This is a genomic window from Siccirubricoccus phaeus (assembly GCF_008360935.1).
GTDB lineage: Bacteria > Pseudomonadota > Alphaproteobacteria > Acetobacterales > Acetobacteraceae > Siccirubricoccus > Siccirubricoccus phaeus.
The window spans coordinates 1-13,244 of sequence record NZ_SRXO01000036.1 but is presented as its reverse complement, the minus strand read 5'-3'; the positions used below and the strand labels follow the sequence as shown (position 1 = coordinate 13,244).

Sequence of the window (13,244 nt, the reverse complement as noted above, 5' to 3'; positions counted from 1 at the left end):
CGCGCCCCCGCCCGCCGGGACGGCGAGTGTAGCCCCTTCAGGCCGCCTTCGCCAGCCCCGCCGCCTTCATCGCGTCGCCGAGGGATTTATCGGCCTTCTCCAGATGCCTGGCGAAGCCGGCGGCATCGGCATAGACCAGACCGAAGCCGCGGGCGTTGAGGAATTCCTTGTACTCGGCGCTGTTGAACACCTTGCCCAGCGCCGGCTCCATCACGCGGCGCACCTCGGCCGGCAGGTTGGGCGGGCCGGCGATGCCGCGCCAGGCGCCGGTGGCGTAGTCGACGCCCATGGCTTCCTTCAGCGTCGGAATGTTCGGGAAGGCGGAAAGCCGTTCCGGCGCCATGACGGCCAGGCTGCGGGCGCGGCCGGCATCCAGCATGGCGCGGGCTTCCGGCACGGAGCAGGTGGTGAAGTCCAGCCCGCCGGCGGCGAGATCCTGCATGGCCGGCGCCGCGCCGTTGGAGGGCACCCAGCGCACATGCGCCGCCGGCAGCCCCATGGCGCCCAGCCAGCCGGCCAGGGCCAGGTGCCAGATGCCGCCCTGGCCGGTGCCGCTGGCCTTCATCTGGCCGGGGCGGCTTTTCTTCACCGCCTCGGCCAGCGCCGTCACATCCTGGTAGGGGGCGGAGGCATTCACCTGGATGCCCGGCGGGTCGTTGTTCATCAGGCCGAGCGGCGTGTAGTTGCGGTAGGTGACCTCGGTCAGCCCCTGCCAGTGCAGCATGCAGATCTCGGCGGTGATGATGCCGAGGGTGTAGCCATCCGGCTGGGCGTTCGCGATGGCGGCATGGCCCACCACGCCGCTGCCGCCGGTGCGGTTCACCACGTTGAAGGGCTGGCCCAGCTCCTTCTCCAGCAGGGCGGCGACGATGCGCAGTACCGCATCCGTGCCGCCGCCGGCAGCCCAGGGGCAGAGCATCTGCACCGGCCGCGCCGGCCAGCGCGGCTGGGCCAAAGCGGGGGCGGCAACCAGGGCGGCGCCGGTGCCGAGCAGGGCGCGGCGGGATGTTTCGATCATGGACAGCCTCCGTTTCGTTTCGTTGCTTGCGTGTTATTCCGCCGCGCGCCCGGCTGGCAAGCGCGGCCCCTGCACCCGGTTCCAGATCCACACCCCCAGCGGCCAGAGCAGCGCCCCGAAGGTCATCGCCGCCAGCACGCCGGAGACCGGGCGTTCGATGAAGGGCAGCACATCCCCGTCGCTCTTGATGAGGGAGGTGATGAAATTCTGCTCCACCATGCTGCCCATGACGATGCCGAGCACCAGCGCCGCCACCGGGTAGCCGTTCCGCTCCATGACGAAGCCGAGGCAGCCGAAGAGCCCGACCAGCAGCACGGAGAACAGGTTGGACCCCGTGGCGAAGCTGCCGACGGCGCACATCACCAAGATGACCGGCATGATGGCGGCGCGCGGCGCCCGTAGCACCTGCGACGCCATGCGGATCATCAGGATGCCGAGCGGGATCATGATGATGTTGGCCAGGATGAAGATGATGTAGAGCGCATACATGCTGCGCGCGTTTTCGGTGAACAGCGTCGGGCCCGGGTTCAGCCCCTTCATGTAGAGCACGCCGATCGCGATCGCCGTGATCGTGTCCCCCGGAATGCCGAAGAGCAGCGAGGGCACCCAGCCCGAGGCGAGGGAGGCGTTGTTGGAGGCGCCCGCCTCCACCAGCCCTTCCGGGTGGCCGGTACCGAATTTCTCCTTCTCCCGGCTGAATTTCTTGCTCATGGCGTAGCTGACCCAGGCGGCCATGTCGGCCCCCGCGCCCGGCAGCACGCCGATGATGATGCCGATGATGTTCCCCCGCCACATCGGCCATTGGTATTTCTTCGTCAGCGTCCACTGGTTGGCGAGGATGGAGCCGAATTTGCGGTCCGGCAGCTTGGGCGGCTCCGGCGTCACCATGGCCCGCATCACCTCGGAGACGGCGAAGACGCCGACCAGGGCCGGGATCGCCTCGATGCCGCCCAGCAGATCCGGTACGCCGAAGGTGAAGCGCGGCGTCCCCGCCGGGTTCTCCATGCCGATGCAGGAGACCAGCAGGCCGAGCAGCATGGAGGCGATGGCCTTGATCGGCGAGGACCGCGCCACCAAGGTCGCGCACATCAGCCCGAGGAAGGCGAGCCAGAAATACTCGAAGGTGGAGAAGGAGAGCGCCATTTCCGCCAGCACCGGCGCCATCAGGACGAGCGAGAGCGTGCCGACGATCCCGCCGATGGCGCTGAACCAGAGCCCGGCGCCCAGCGCCAGTTCCGCCTGCCCCTTGCGGGTCAGCGCATAGGCCTCATCCGTATAGGCGGCGCTGGCCGGCGTGCCGGGGATACGCAGCAGGCAGCCCGGAATGTCGCCGGAGAAGATCGCCATGGCGCTGGCGGTGATGATGGTGGCGACCGCCGCGATGGGGGAAAGCCAGAAGGTCACCGGCACCAGCAGCGCCGTCGCCATCGTCGCCGAAAGCCCGGGCAGGGAGCCGACGACGAGCCCGTAGATGGCGGAGGCGAGAATCGCCAGCATCACATCCGGCGCGGCCACCAGGCGGACAGCTTCGAGAAGTTCCATGCGCGCGCGCCTACCAGGGGGCCGTCAGCAGGCCGCCGGGCAGGGGCACCCGCAGCAGCTTGTAGAAGGCCAGGTGGATGAGGAAGGGCAGGATGACCGCCAGCGGCACCGCCAGCCGCCAGCGGGCGCCGAGGGTGAGCGCGCCGGCCAGGATCATCAGCGCCGCGGTCAGCAGGAAGCCGAGCGTCTCGCTGGCCAGCACGTAGAACAGCAACAGCGCCGGCGGCACCAGGGCGCGCAGCCCGTACCACCAGGGGTGCGGCGTATCGGGCGCCTCCTCCGCCTCGAAGCTGCGGCCGATGCCGAAGATGATGAGGGCGCCGCAGGCGATGAGGCCGCAGCCGATGAGCATGGGAAAGGCGGCCGGCCCCACCTCCTGCCCCGGCACGGCGGGCAGGCGGGACCCGCCCCAGGCGGCGGCCGCCCCGAGGACCACCAGCACCCCGCCGGTGATCCGGTCGGATAACTGCATCTTGGACGTCCCTTATTCTCGGGGCGCCACCTTACCGGCGCCGCGGCCTCATTCCAGCCGGATATTTGCGGCGCTGATCTGACGTTGCCAGAAGGCAAGCTGGTCACGAACGAAGGCGGCCAGATGCGCGGGCGAGGAGGCGGGAAAGCCCATCCCCAGCTCCGCATAGCGGGTGCGGAGCGCCGGGCTTTCCGCGGCGCCGGCGATGAGCGTCGCCCAGCGCGCCACCACCGCCTCCGGCAGTCCCGCCGGGCCGGCAAGGCCGTTCCAGCTTTCCACCAGGTAATCCGGCAGGCGCTCCTTCACCGCCGGCACGTCGGGCAGCAAGGGGCTGCGTTCCCGCCCGGTGACGGCCAGGATGCGGATGCGGCCGGCCTGAAGATGCGGCAGGGCGGCCTGGATGTTGTCCACCACCAGCGCCACGCGGCCGCCGAGCAGATCCGCCCAGGCGGGGCCGCTGCCGCGATAGGGCACATGCATCAGCGGCAGCTTGCCCATCACCCGCAGCACCTCCGCCCCCAGATGGCCGGAAGTGCCGTTGCCGGAGGAGGCGATGGTGGTCTCCCGGGTGATCGCCAGCAGGTCGTCCAGCCTGCGCAGCGGCGAATCGGCGGCGACGGAGATCGTCCCCGGTTGCAGCGAGACCAGGGCGATGAAGCTGAAATCCGTCAGCGGATCGAAGCCTTGGCGCGGGAACAGCCAGGGATTCGTCCCATGCGTGCCGATGGTAACGAAGCCGAGGGTCTGGCCATCCGGCGGCGATTTCGCCAGCACCTCGGTGCCGACATTGCCGCCGGCGCCGGGACGGTTCTCGATCACCATGGGCGGCGCGCCGGGCAGTTCCGCCATGGCCGGCACCAGCAGCCGGGCGACGATGTCGGTGCCGCCGGCCGGCGGGTAGGGGACGATGAGGCGCACCGGCCGTGCCTCCTGCGCCCCGGCGGCGGGCGGCAGCAGGGGCAGGGCGGCGAGCGCGCCGAGGGCGCGGCGTGTGGCGGGCATGGCGTTTCCTCGCTTATGGGGGCTTGGCCCGGGGCGAATTTGGCGCAGGGGGCGCGCCGGTCCATCATGCCGCAAATCGCCGCAGGAGATGTCCCCGTATGGTTCCGCCTTGGCACGAGAAGCTCGCCTCCATCGAGGCGACCGAGGCGGGGCTGCAATCCGCCGGCTACATCCCCAGCCGGCCCATTTCCACCGCCCTCTATCTGGCGCATCACCTGCAGAAGCCCATCCTGGTGGAGGGGCCGGCCGGCGTCGGCAAGACGGAGCTGGCGAAGGCCGCCGCCTCCTGGCTCGGCCTCGGGCTGATCCGCATGCAGTGCTATGAGGGGCTGGACGAGTCCAAGGCCCTCTATGAGTGGAAATACGGCAAGCAGCTCCTCTACACCCAGATCCTGAAGGACCGGATGGGGGCGGTGCTGGGGGAGGAGCCCGGGCTGGACGCGGCGATGCGCCGGCTGCACGGCGTCTCCGACCTGTTCTTCTCCGAGGAATTCCTCGAGCCGCGGCCGCTGCTGAAGGCGCTGCGCCAGCCCGAGGGCGCGGTGCTGCTGATCGACGAGGTGGACAAGGCGGACCAGGAATTCGAAGCCTTCCTGCTGGAACTCCTCTCCGATTACCAGGTGAGCATCCCGGAAATCGGCACGGTGCGGGCGGAGGTGGCGCCGATCGTGCTGCTCACCTCCAACTCCCAGCGCGACCTCGGCGATGCGCTGAAGCGGCGCTGCCTGCACCTGCATATCGGCCTGCCGGAGCCGCGGCTGGAGGCGCGGATCATCGCCGCCCGCGTGCCAGGCATTGCGGAGGCGCTGCGGCGCCAGCTCGTCGCCTTCGTGCAGCAGATGCGCACGCTGGATCTCAAGAAGCTGCCCTCGGTCAGCGAGACCATCGACTGGGCGCGGGTGCTGGTGCTGCTGCATGTGCGGGAGCTGGACCCGGCGCTGGTGCGGGAAACGCTGAACGTGCTGCTGAAATTCGAGAGCGACATCGAGGCGGTGGAACCCCGCATCGCCGAGCTGCTGCAGGCGGCGCGCAGCGAGGCGGTGCCGGTCAGGTGAGCGGCGCGGCGGTCATGGACGGTCCGCTGCTGGATTTCTTCCGCGCCGCGCGCGGGGCGGGGCTGCGCATATCACCCGCCGAAAGCATCGATGCGGTGCGGGCGGTGGAGGTGGTGGGCTTCGAGGAGCGGGAGGCGTTGCGCGACACGCTGTCGCTCGTTCTGGCCAAGACGCCGGCGGAGAAGCGCGCCTTCGCCGAATGCTTCGAGCGCTTCTTCCGCCGCGGCAGCTTCGCCGATGACGAACTGACGCCGCCACCCGCCGCGGCGACGCCGGAGGGCAGCCCGGCGGGGGGCGAAGGGGAGGGGGGCGGCAGCGCGCTCGGCCGCATGCTGCTGGCCAACGACCAGGCGGCGCTGGCGGCGGAGGTGGAGGCGGCCGCGGCGGCGGTCGGCCTCGTGAACATCGCCATCTTCACCCAGGTCAACCTCTTCACCCGCCGCATGCTGGACCGCATGGGGCTGGCGGCGCTGGAGCGGGAGATCGCCGCGACCCAGGATGCCGACCGCGCCAACCGGCTGCGCACCGGGCGGGACCGGCTGCGGGAGCGGGTGCGGGATTTCGTGCAGCAGAACCTGCTGCTGTTCGCGGAGGGCAAGAACCAGGAATTCCGCGAACGCCTGCTGACCCAGACCCGGCTCTCGGCGATCGACCGGCGGGACCATGAGCGGATGCGGGTGCTGGTCCGTGCCATGGCCAAGCGCCTCGCCACGCAATATGGCCGGCCGCGCAAGCGGGATAGGCGCGGCGTGCTGGATGTGCGCCGCACCCTGCGGCGGAACATGGGGTGGGAGGCGATTCCCTTTCTCCCGGTCTGGAAGCAGGAACGCATCGACAAGCCGAAGCTCGTCGTGCTGTGCGACGTCTCCGGTTCCGTCGCGCCGCTGGCGCAATTCCTGCTGCTGTTCCTCTATTCCCTGAACGAGGCCCTGGCCGGGCTGCGCGCCTTCGCCTTCAGCAACAGCCTGATCGAGGTCTCCGAGATCCTCGAACGCCTGCCGATCGAGAAGGCGATTCCGGAGGTGCTGCAGCGGATCGGCTTCGGCTCCTCGAACTACGGCCAGGCCCTGGCGGATTTCGAAGCGGGCTGGCTCGGCATCCTCGACAGCCAGACGACGGTGATCATCCTCGGCGATGGCCGCGGCAACCGGAACCCGGCGCGCAGCGAGATCCTGCGGCGCATGGCAGAGCGGGCGAAGCAGGTGGTGTGGCTGAACCCGGAGCCGCGCACGCTGTGGGGCACCGGGGACAGCGACATGCCTCGCTACGCGCCGCATTGCCGGGTGACGGCGGTGTGCAACAGCCTGCAGCATCTGGAGCGCGTCATCAGCGGGCTGCTGCGGGACGGGGCTTGAGCGGGGAGGGGGCGATGGACCCAGCGCTGCGCGCGGAATTCGGCATCGAGGGCGAATGGGCGACGGTGCGGCGGCACAGCATCCGCTGGTCGGAATGCGACCAATTCGCCCATGCCAACAACACCGCCTATCTGCTGCTCTGCGAGGATTCCCGCGTGGCGCATTGGCTGGAGATCGGCGGGCGCTTTGCGCTGGACTCGCCAGGGCCGCTGGTGGCGCGCATCGAGGCGGAGTTCCGCCGCTCCGTCGCCTTCGGCGATGAGGTGGCGGTGACGCTGCGCCCGCTGGCGCTGCGCCGCACCAGCTTCACCACGGAATATGCGGTGTGGAAGCAAGGGCTGATCTTCCGCAGCAAGGCGGTGCTGGTTTCCGCCGTGCCGAGCAGCGGCGAGAAGGTGCCGCTGACGCCGGAGATCCGCGCGGCGCTGATCGCGCAGGGCGCCACGGAGGAATAGGCTCGCCCGCCCTCCTGGCCGTAAGGCCAGGTGCGCAAAGGCGCGCTCGACCTCGTCGAGCGACTTCTCGCGACAGCCACGGTGCCGCAAGCGAGTCAAGGCTGCGCCGAAGGCGCACCGCGCTTCGCGCGGCTGCGGCCTTGACTCGCTTGCGGCACCGTGGCCCCGGGCAATGGTGGCCTTCGCTTGCGCGACGAGGGGTGGGGCGTCGGCCGCCGGCGCCTTCGCGGTCGACCTCCGATGTCTCGATACGCTTGCGGCACCGCGGCCCCAGGGCAATGATCATCTTCGACACCGTCGAAAGCCCTGCAAGGGCCTTCGCTTGCGCGCCCCGCAGCATCAACCTGCCGCGGCGATCGCCGCCCATTCCTCTGCGGTGAAGCGCGGCGTGATGTGCTGCGGGCAATTCCACTCATGCCCCGCCACGCGGACCAGCATCGCGCTCTCCGCCAGCGTCTCCCGCCCCGGCGGCGTCAGCCGGGCCAGCAGCGCCGGATCGTCCCGCACCACCCTTGCATGGCCGAACAGCTTCAGCCGCCGGCGCCGCGCATGGTCCATGAAGAACAGCGCCACCCGGTCATCCGTCGCCAGATTGCCCAGCGAGACATGCTGCCGGTTGCCGCGCAGATCGGCGAAGCCCAAGGTCTCTGCATCCAGCACCTGCACGAAGCCTGCCGGCCCGCCGCGATGTTGGATATAGGGCCAGCCGGTGGAGGACACCGTCGCCAGGAAGAACCCGTCCCCCGCCGCGATGAAGCCGGCCTCCTCCGGCCCCAGTACGCCGTCCTCGCGCCCCTCCGCCGCCACCCGGGCGAAATGCCCGCGGGAGCCGAGCGCCGCCTGCTCCGCCTGCACCGCCGGGGTGAAGGCGATTTCCGCATAATGCCGTCCCATGGTCCGGCCCTCCTTTCCTGCCCCGCAAGCTGGCCCTTGCGTCAGCCGGAAGGAATGGGCGGAATCCACAAGGCACCCTGCTGGAAACAGGAAGAATGGACCGGCTGGACGAACTCCGCCTGCTCGTGGCGATCCTGGAGACCGGCTCCCTTGCCGCGGCGGGCCGCCGCCTCGGCCATTCCCCGCCCGCCGTCACCCGTGGCCTGGCCGGGCTGGAGGAAAGGCTGGGCGTCCGCCTGCTGGACCGCACCACAAGGCAAAGCCGCCCGACCGAGGCCGGCCGCCGCCTCGGCGAGCAGGCCCGCCGCCTGCTGGCGGAATACGAGGACGCGATGGCCGAGGCCGCCGGCGCCGCCGCCGTCCCGCGCGGCCGGCTGCGCATCGCTGCGCCCCTGGTGTTCGGCCGGCTGCATGTGGCGCCGCTGGTCACCGCGTTCCTGGACGCCCAGCCCCTGGTCAGCGCCGAGCTGATCCTCTCCGACCGCAATGCCGATCTGCTGGAGGAGGAGATCGACGTCGCCATCCGCATCGGTGCGCTGACGGAGGCCGGGCTGGTGGCGCGCAAGGTGGGCAGCGTGCGCCGCGTGCTGGCGGCCAGCCCGGACTATCTGGCGCGGCACGGCCGCCCCACCGCCCCGGCGGATCTCGCCATGCATCAGGTGATTCAATTCGCCGCCCCCGGCACGCCCACGCCGGAATGGCGCTTCCAGGGGCCGGGCGGCCAGGTGGCCGCGGTGCGGGTCGCGCCGCGCTTCTCGGTGAACCAGGCGGAGGCGGCGCTGGAAGCGGCGGTGGCCGGGCGCGGCATCCTCCGCCTGCTCTCCTATCAGGCGGCGGAGGCCTTTGCGGCCGGAAGGCTGGAAAGGCTGCTGCGGGAATGGGAGCCGGCGGCGCATCCGGTTTCCCTGGTCCTGCCCTCCGCCCGGCTGCTGCCGCCCCGGGTACGGGCCTTCCTGGATTTCGCCGCCCCGCGCCTCAGCGCCCTGGCGGTGCTGCGGGAGGGGTAGCGGTCCCTGGACGCGAGCGAGACGGCCTCGCCCATCCGTGCCAATGCCGCCACCTTCCACCGGGACCCGGACAGCCTCCGGGCCCCGGCGCCGGTCGGCAGGTCGAACCAGCAGACTCAGGACGGGGGCCCGGGGGGAAGCGCTGCCGGCAGCGCCGGCAACCCCGCTCGGCGGGGTGCAGGGGCTTCGCTCCATGCGCGCGAACTTTAGCAAGAGGTGGGAACAACGAAGAGGAAGATCGGGGGCTTTGCCCCCGAACCCCCACCGGGGAGGGTACCCCTCCCCGGACCCCGGTCTGAGTTTCAGACTCGTGGGTTCAACCTGCCGACTCACACCGGGGTCCGGGGGGTGCAGGGGGCAGCGCCCCCTGCTGGGGGTTTGGCGGCGAAGCCCCCGCCCATCAGCTCCGCCCGCCCTCGCCGCCCTGGCCGCCGCCCCGGTCGCCCGGGTCGCTGTCCTTCCGCCGCAGCTCCTGCGCCGCCAGCGCCGCCGCGGCATTGGCCTGGGGCAGGGGCGGCAGGGCGGCCAGGCGCTGCAGCGTGGCCTCGCCCCCCGCCGGGAAGATCGGGTTGGAGAGGATCCGCTCCGCCGCCGCCCGGTCCCCGGCCTGCAGGGCGCGGGAGGCGGCGTAGAGCGAATCCACCACCGGCTGCACCGGCGCGTTGGGCGCGATACCGACCGCGGGCCGCATCTCCTGCTGCCCGCGCACCAGCTCCGGCCCCACCAGCGGGGAGAATTCCCGCCAGCGCGCGCCATAGGGCAGCTCCGTGGTCAGGTACTCGTAATTCGCCACCGCCCGCGCCGCGACGGCGGGCTGCCCGGCCAGGCGGCTGGGGTCGGCGAAGGCCGAGGCGGTGGAAATGATGGCGGCCCGCGTCGGGTCGCCGGCGCCGACCACGGCATCGCTCGGCAGGCTGGCATAGCCCAGCGGCGGCTGCTGGACGGCGCCGCAGCCCGAAAGTGCCAGGCCGGCGGCAAGAAGGATGGGGCGGATCGACATGTTCGGCTGTTCCTCCGGGTGTTGCATATGGGGCGAAGCTGCCGCTTTTGCAGCCGCCGGCTTTCCGCCGCGCCCGCGCAATGCATAATCCTTCCATGAAATTTCCGGGGGCGGGAAGGATGAGCGGCAGCAATGGCGGCGCAGCGGCACGGGGCTGGGGCGCGGGGGCGGAGGACAGCCCGGCCGCCGTGCTGCGCCGCCGCTACCCCACCTTCAACGATCTGCAGCGCCGGGCGAAGCGGCGCCTCTCCCGCTTCGCCTATGATTTCGTCGCCGGCGGCGTCGGCGACGGCGCGCCGAACGTCGCGCATAACCGCGCCGCCATGGATGCCGTGCGCATCCTGCCGCGCTATGCGCTGGACCTCGCGGAGGTCTCGATCGAGACGGAGATCTTTGGCCGCCGCTACGCCGCGCCGGTCGGCGTCGCGCCGATGGGCGGCATCGGCCTGGCCTGGCCGCGCGTCGACGCCATCCTCGCCGCGGCGGCGCAGAAGGCACGCATCCCCTATGTCTCCTCCACCGTCGCCAATGTCGGCATGGAGGAGCTGGCGCGCATCGCGCCGGACAGTTTCTGGTTCCAGCTCTACGGCCTGCCGGCGGACAACCACCGGCTCTCCTTCGATCTCATCAGGCGAGCGGAGGCGGTGGGGGCGCATGCGCTGGCCATCACCCTCGACGTGCCGATGCGGCAGAAGCGGGTGCATGACATCCGCAACGGGCTGGTGCTGCCCTGGCGCTACCGGCCGCGCACGGTGTTCGACATCGCCCGCGCGCCCTTCTGGGCGCTGGAGATGCTGAAGAAGGGCCAGCCCGCCTTCGAGAACATGCGGAAATATGTGGGGGAGAACGCCTCCATCGCCGAGCTGGCCGGCTTCACCCAGCGTCACATGACCACCGGCGTGACCTGGGAAGATATCGCCCGCTTCCGCGACGCCTGGCCGCGCGCTTTGGTGCTGAAGGGGCTGCAGCATCCGGCGGATGCGGAGAAGGCGGTGGCGCTCGGCGTGGACGGCATCTGGGTCTCCAACCATGGCGGAAGGCAATTCGACGCGGCGCCGGCTTCCATCGACAGCGTGCCGGCGATCGCCGCGGCGGTGGGCGGGCGGGCGAAGATCCTGTTCGACGGCTCCATCCGCTCCGGCCTCGACGTGCTGCGGACGCTGGCGGTGGGGGCGGATTTCTGCTTCGCCGGCCGGGCCTTCTGCTACAGCGTCGCGGCGCTGGGGGAGGCGGGGGGCGACCACGCCACGGCCGGCTTCGCGGAGGAGATCCGCACCACCTTCTGCCAGGCGGGGGTGCGCAACGTGGCGGAGGCGGCGGCGGCGACGGTGCTGCATCCGGGCGCGGTCCGGTTCGACCTGGAAGGGAATGCGCTGGGGCAGGAGGCGCCGAGGGCGCGGGGCTAGAGCAGATCGCCGGAGGGCGGCATCGCCCGGAGGCGTGAATCTGCTCTACAACCCATAAGCTAGAGCGGTTTCGCGCTGCACAGTCAGCGTGAAACCGCTCTAGTCGAGGGGCACGCCGTCCCCCTCGAGCTCCCCCTGCCGAAGGCCGAAGGGCCTTTGGAAACCTTGAGTTTGGCGCCTCGGCCGACGGGGCCGGACGCAAGGGCTGCAAGGGCCTTTCGGACCTTGGCGGGTGGGGGTTGCGGCGCGACGCCCTCCCCGACGGAGGACTTCATGGAGAGCACGCGATGAGCGACGTGACGATCTGGCACAACCCGGCCTGCAGCACCTCCCGCAGCATCCTGGCCTCGCTGCGCGAGGCAGGGATCGAACCCCGCATCGTGGATTACCAGAAGACCCCGCCGGACCGCGCCGCCCTCACCGCCGCCATCCGCGCCGCCGGCCTCACCCCCCGCCAGGCGCTGCGCAGCAAGGGCGGGCTGTACACAGAGCTTGGCCTGGACGATCCGGCGCTCGGCGACGACGCCCTGCTGGACGCCATGCTGGCCCACCCGGTCCTGATCGAACGCCCCTTCGTCTTCGCGCCCAAGGGCGTGCGACTCTGCCGGCCGAAGGAGAAGCTGCTGGAAATCCTGCCCGGCTAGAGCGGTTTCACGCTGACTGTGCAGCGCGAAACCGCTCTAGCTTATGGGTTGTAGAGCAGATTCACGCCTCCGGGCGATGCCGCCCTCCGGCGATCTGCTCTAGCTCATTGTTCGATCGCGTGATTCACGGTTTCGGTCGATTCGACCTCAACCGATCACGCTCTAGAGCAGTTCGCCTCGTCGCATGTTCCGGGTCGTCCGGCGATTCGCCGGGCTTGAAGATGCTCCGGTCCGCTATTTCGCTGGCGCCGCCTCCAGCGCTTCCACCAGCAGCGACAGCAGGCGGGCGCCGAATTCCCGCATGTTCACCAGCCGGTCGCCATGGCCGGTCTCGACGGTCAGGCTGCGGCTGACCGGCCCGGCGACGGCGATGCAGGCATGCCCGGCCGCATCGCCATAGCGGTTGCCGGTGGGGCCGGTGGCGCCCGTCTCGCCCAGCCCCCAGACCGTGCCGAGCCGGGCCCGGGCGCCCTCCGCCAGCAGCAGCGCATAGGGTTCGGTGGCCGCCCGCACGCCTTCCAGCTTCTCCGCCGGGATGGCCAGCAGGGCTTCCCGGGCGAAGCGCGTATAGACCACCGCCCCACCCAGGAAATAGGCCGAGGCCCCCGGCACCGCGAGCAGCGCGGCGGAGACCAGCCCGCCGGCCGAGCTCTCCGCGATGGCGATGGTCTCCCCCCTGGCCTTCAGCAGCGCGCCCGCGCGGGCGGCGATCGGCAGTAGCCTGTCCATGGCGGATCCTCCTGGCCATAGGAGATCAGGCCCGGGCGGCGGCGGCAAGGCCCGTGGTGGCGGGCAATGGCTGGCCGGCCGGGTCCCGTGCCGGGGCGCGGCGTATCGAGGACCCCCCGCCCGACGGGCTTCCATCCCGGGCCGGTTCCCTCGCCGGCCTGCGCCGCGCCCCGGCACCCGGCCGGCCAAAGCCTCGCGGCCAGATCCTCGTGCCAGATCCTCACGCCAGCTTTGGGACGCCCTTGACCGCCTTGGCGATCAGGGGCGCCCCGGTCTCAGCGCAGCGAGAATTTCACCGGCACCAGCAGCTCCACCGGGTCGCCCGGCCAGTTCGCCGGCGGCGGCGGCAGGGGGGAGGCGCGGCGGATCATGTTCGTCACCGCCTCATCCAGCATCTCGTGGCCGGTGCCGCGCAGGAAGCGCCATTCCGAGACGGTGCCGTCCCGGCGCAGGATGACGCGCAGCATGGCGGTGCCTTCCATCCGCGCGAAGCGGGCGGCCGGCGGGTAGTGCTTATGCCGCTCCAGCGCCGCCATCAGGGCGGAGACGTAGCTGGGCGGCGGCGCGGGCCGGGCCGCCGGGGCGGGCGCTGCGGCGGCGGCGGGCTGCGGCGTCGGTTCCGCCGGCGCGGCCGGGGCCACGGGCGCCGCCGGGCGCGGCGTTTC

The 13,244-nt window shown here is 71.3% G+C and carries 14 protein-coding genes; 6 read left to right on the top strand and 8 right to left on the bottom strand.

Translation table 11 applies throughout. The annotated features are described in order from the left end of the window. Positions 1 to 37: 37 nt before the first annotated feature. From E5N76_RS28310 to E5N76_RS28295, 4 genes are read right to left on the bottom strand one after another with little or no spacing between them, the layout of a single operon-like run. On the bottom strand, positions 38 to 1,018 hold the full coding sequence (locus tag E5N76_RS28310) for a tripartite tricarboxylate transporter substrate binding protein (protein WP_149541332.1): 981 nt from the start codon (positions 1,016 to 1,018) through the stop codon (positions 38 to 40). Between the two features lie 33 nt (positions 1,019 to 1,051). Continuing rightward, a complete protein-coding gene (locus E5N76_RS28305; protein WP_149541331.1) occupies positions 1,052 to 2,560 on the bottom strand; it encodes a tripartite tricarboxylate transporter permease in 1,509 nt (502 codons plus the stop codon). 10 nt (positions 2,561 to 2,570) lie between these two features. After that, on the bottom strand, positions 2,571 to 3,032 hold the full coding sequence (locus tag E5N76_RS28300; protein ID WP_149541330.1) for a tripartite tricarboxylate transporter TctB family protein: 462 nt from the start codon (positions 3,030 to 3,032) through the stop codon (positions 2,571 to 2,573). A gap of 48 nt (positions 3,033 to 3,080) precedes the next feature. Next, positions 3,081 to 4,034, bottom strand: a complete 954-nt coding sequence (locus E5N76_RS28295) for a Bug family tripartite tricarboxylate transporter substrate binding protein (protein ID WP_149541329.1) — start codon at positions 4,032 to 4,034, stop codon at positions 3,081 to 3,083. 98 nt (positions 4,035 to 4,132) lie between these two features. Here E5N76_RS28295 and E5N76_RS28290 point away from each other — a divergent pair, with 98 nt between their 5' ends. Genes E5N76_RS28290 through E5N76_RS28280 form a run of 3 tightly spaced genes read left to right on the top strand, consistent with a single transcriptional unit; the run spans position 4,133 to position 6,899 of the window. Continuing rightward, positions 4,133 to 5,089: an AAA family ATPase gene (locus tag E5N76_RS28290; RefSeq protein ID WP_149541328.1), complete on the top strand. Its 957-nt coding sequence runs from the start codon at positions 4,133 to 4,135 to the stop codon at positions 5,087 to 5,089. Between the two features lie 14 nt (positions 5,090 to 5,103). Next, a complete protein-coding gene (locus E5N76_RS28285; RefSeq protein WP_149541327.1) occupies positions 5,104 to 6,444 on the top strand; it encodes a vWA domain-containing protein in 1,341 nt (446 codons plus the stop codon). Positions 6,445 to 6,458: 14 nt separating this feature from the next. Next, positions 6,459 to 6,899: an acyl-CoA thioesterase gene (locus tag E5N76_RS28280; RefSeq protein WP_149541326.1), complete on the top strand. Its 441-nt coding sequence runs from the start codon at positions 6,459 to 6,461 to the stop codon at positions 6,897 to 6,899. 339 nt (positions 6,900 to 7,238) lie between these two features. Here the strand turns inward: E5N76_RS28280 and E5N76_RS28275 are convergent, their stop codons facing one another. Next, positions 7,239 to 7,793, bottom strand: a complete 555-nt coding sequence (locus E5N76_RS28275) for a pyridoxamine 5'-phosphate oxidase family protein (protein WP_149541325.1) — start codon at positions 7,791 to 7,793, stop codon at positions 7,239 to 7,241. 95 nt (positions 7,794 to 7,888) lie between these two features. Between E5N76_RS28275 and E5N76_RS28270 the strand changes: the two genes are divergently transcribed. Beyond that, positions 7,889 to 8,800 (top strand): LysR family transcriptional regulator, encoded by a 912-nt coding sequence (locus tag E5N76_RS28270; protein WP_149541324.1) that lies wholly within the window; start codon positions 7,889 to 7,891, stop codon positions 8,798 to 8,800. Between the two features lie 400 nt (positions 8,801 to 9,200). Here E5N76_RS28270 and E5N76_RS28265 read toward each other — a convergent pair whose 3' ends face one another. Then, positions 9,201 to 9,800 carry a hypothetical protein gene (locus E5N76_RS28265; RefSeq protein ID WP_149541323.1) on the bottom strand — a complete coding sequence of 200 codons (600 nt, stop codon included), beginning with the start codon at positions 9,798 to 9,800 and terminating at the stop codon, positions 9,201 to 9,203. A 95-nt stretch (positions 9,801 to 9,895) separates the two neighbouring features. On the opposite strand from E5N76_RS28265, the gene E5N76_RS28260 reads away from it, so the two are divergent. After that, complete coding sequence (locus E5N76_RS28260; RefSeq protein WP_268921334.1) at positions 9,896 to 11,206, top strand: alpha-hydroxy acid oxidase; 1,311 nt, start codon at positions 9,896 to 9,898, stop codon at positions 11,204 to 11,206. Positions 11,207 to 11,493: 287 nt separating this feature from the next. After that, positions 11,494 to 11,850, top strand: coding sequence for an arsenate reductase (glutaredoxin) (gene arsC / locus E5N76_RS28255; protein WP_149541322.1), 357 nt, complete (start codon positions 11,494 to 11,496; stop codon positions 11,848 to 11,850). Positions 11,851 to 12,084: 234 nt separating this feature from the next. On the opposite strand, the gene E5N76_RS28250 is transcribed toward arsC, so the two are convergent. After that, a complete protein-coding gene (locus E5N76_RS28250) occupies positions 12,085 to 12,579 on the bottom strand; it encodes a CinA family protein (protein WP_149541321.1) in 495 nt (164 codons plus the stop codon). 275 nt (positions 12,580 to 12,854) lie between these two features. Then, the coding region (locus E5N76_RS28245; protein ID WP_207792139.1) for an energy transducer TonB at positions 12,855 to 13,244 on the bottom strand (390 nt) is incomplete at its 5' end.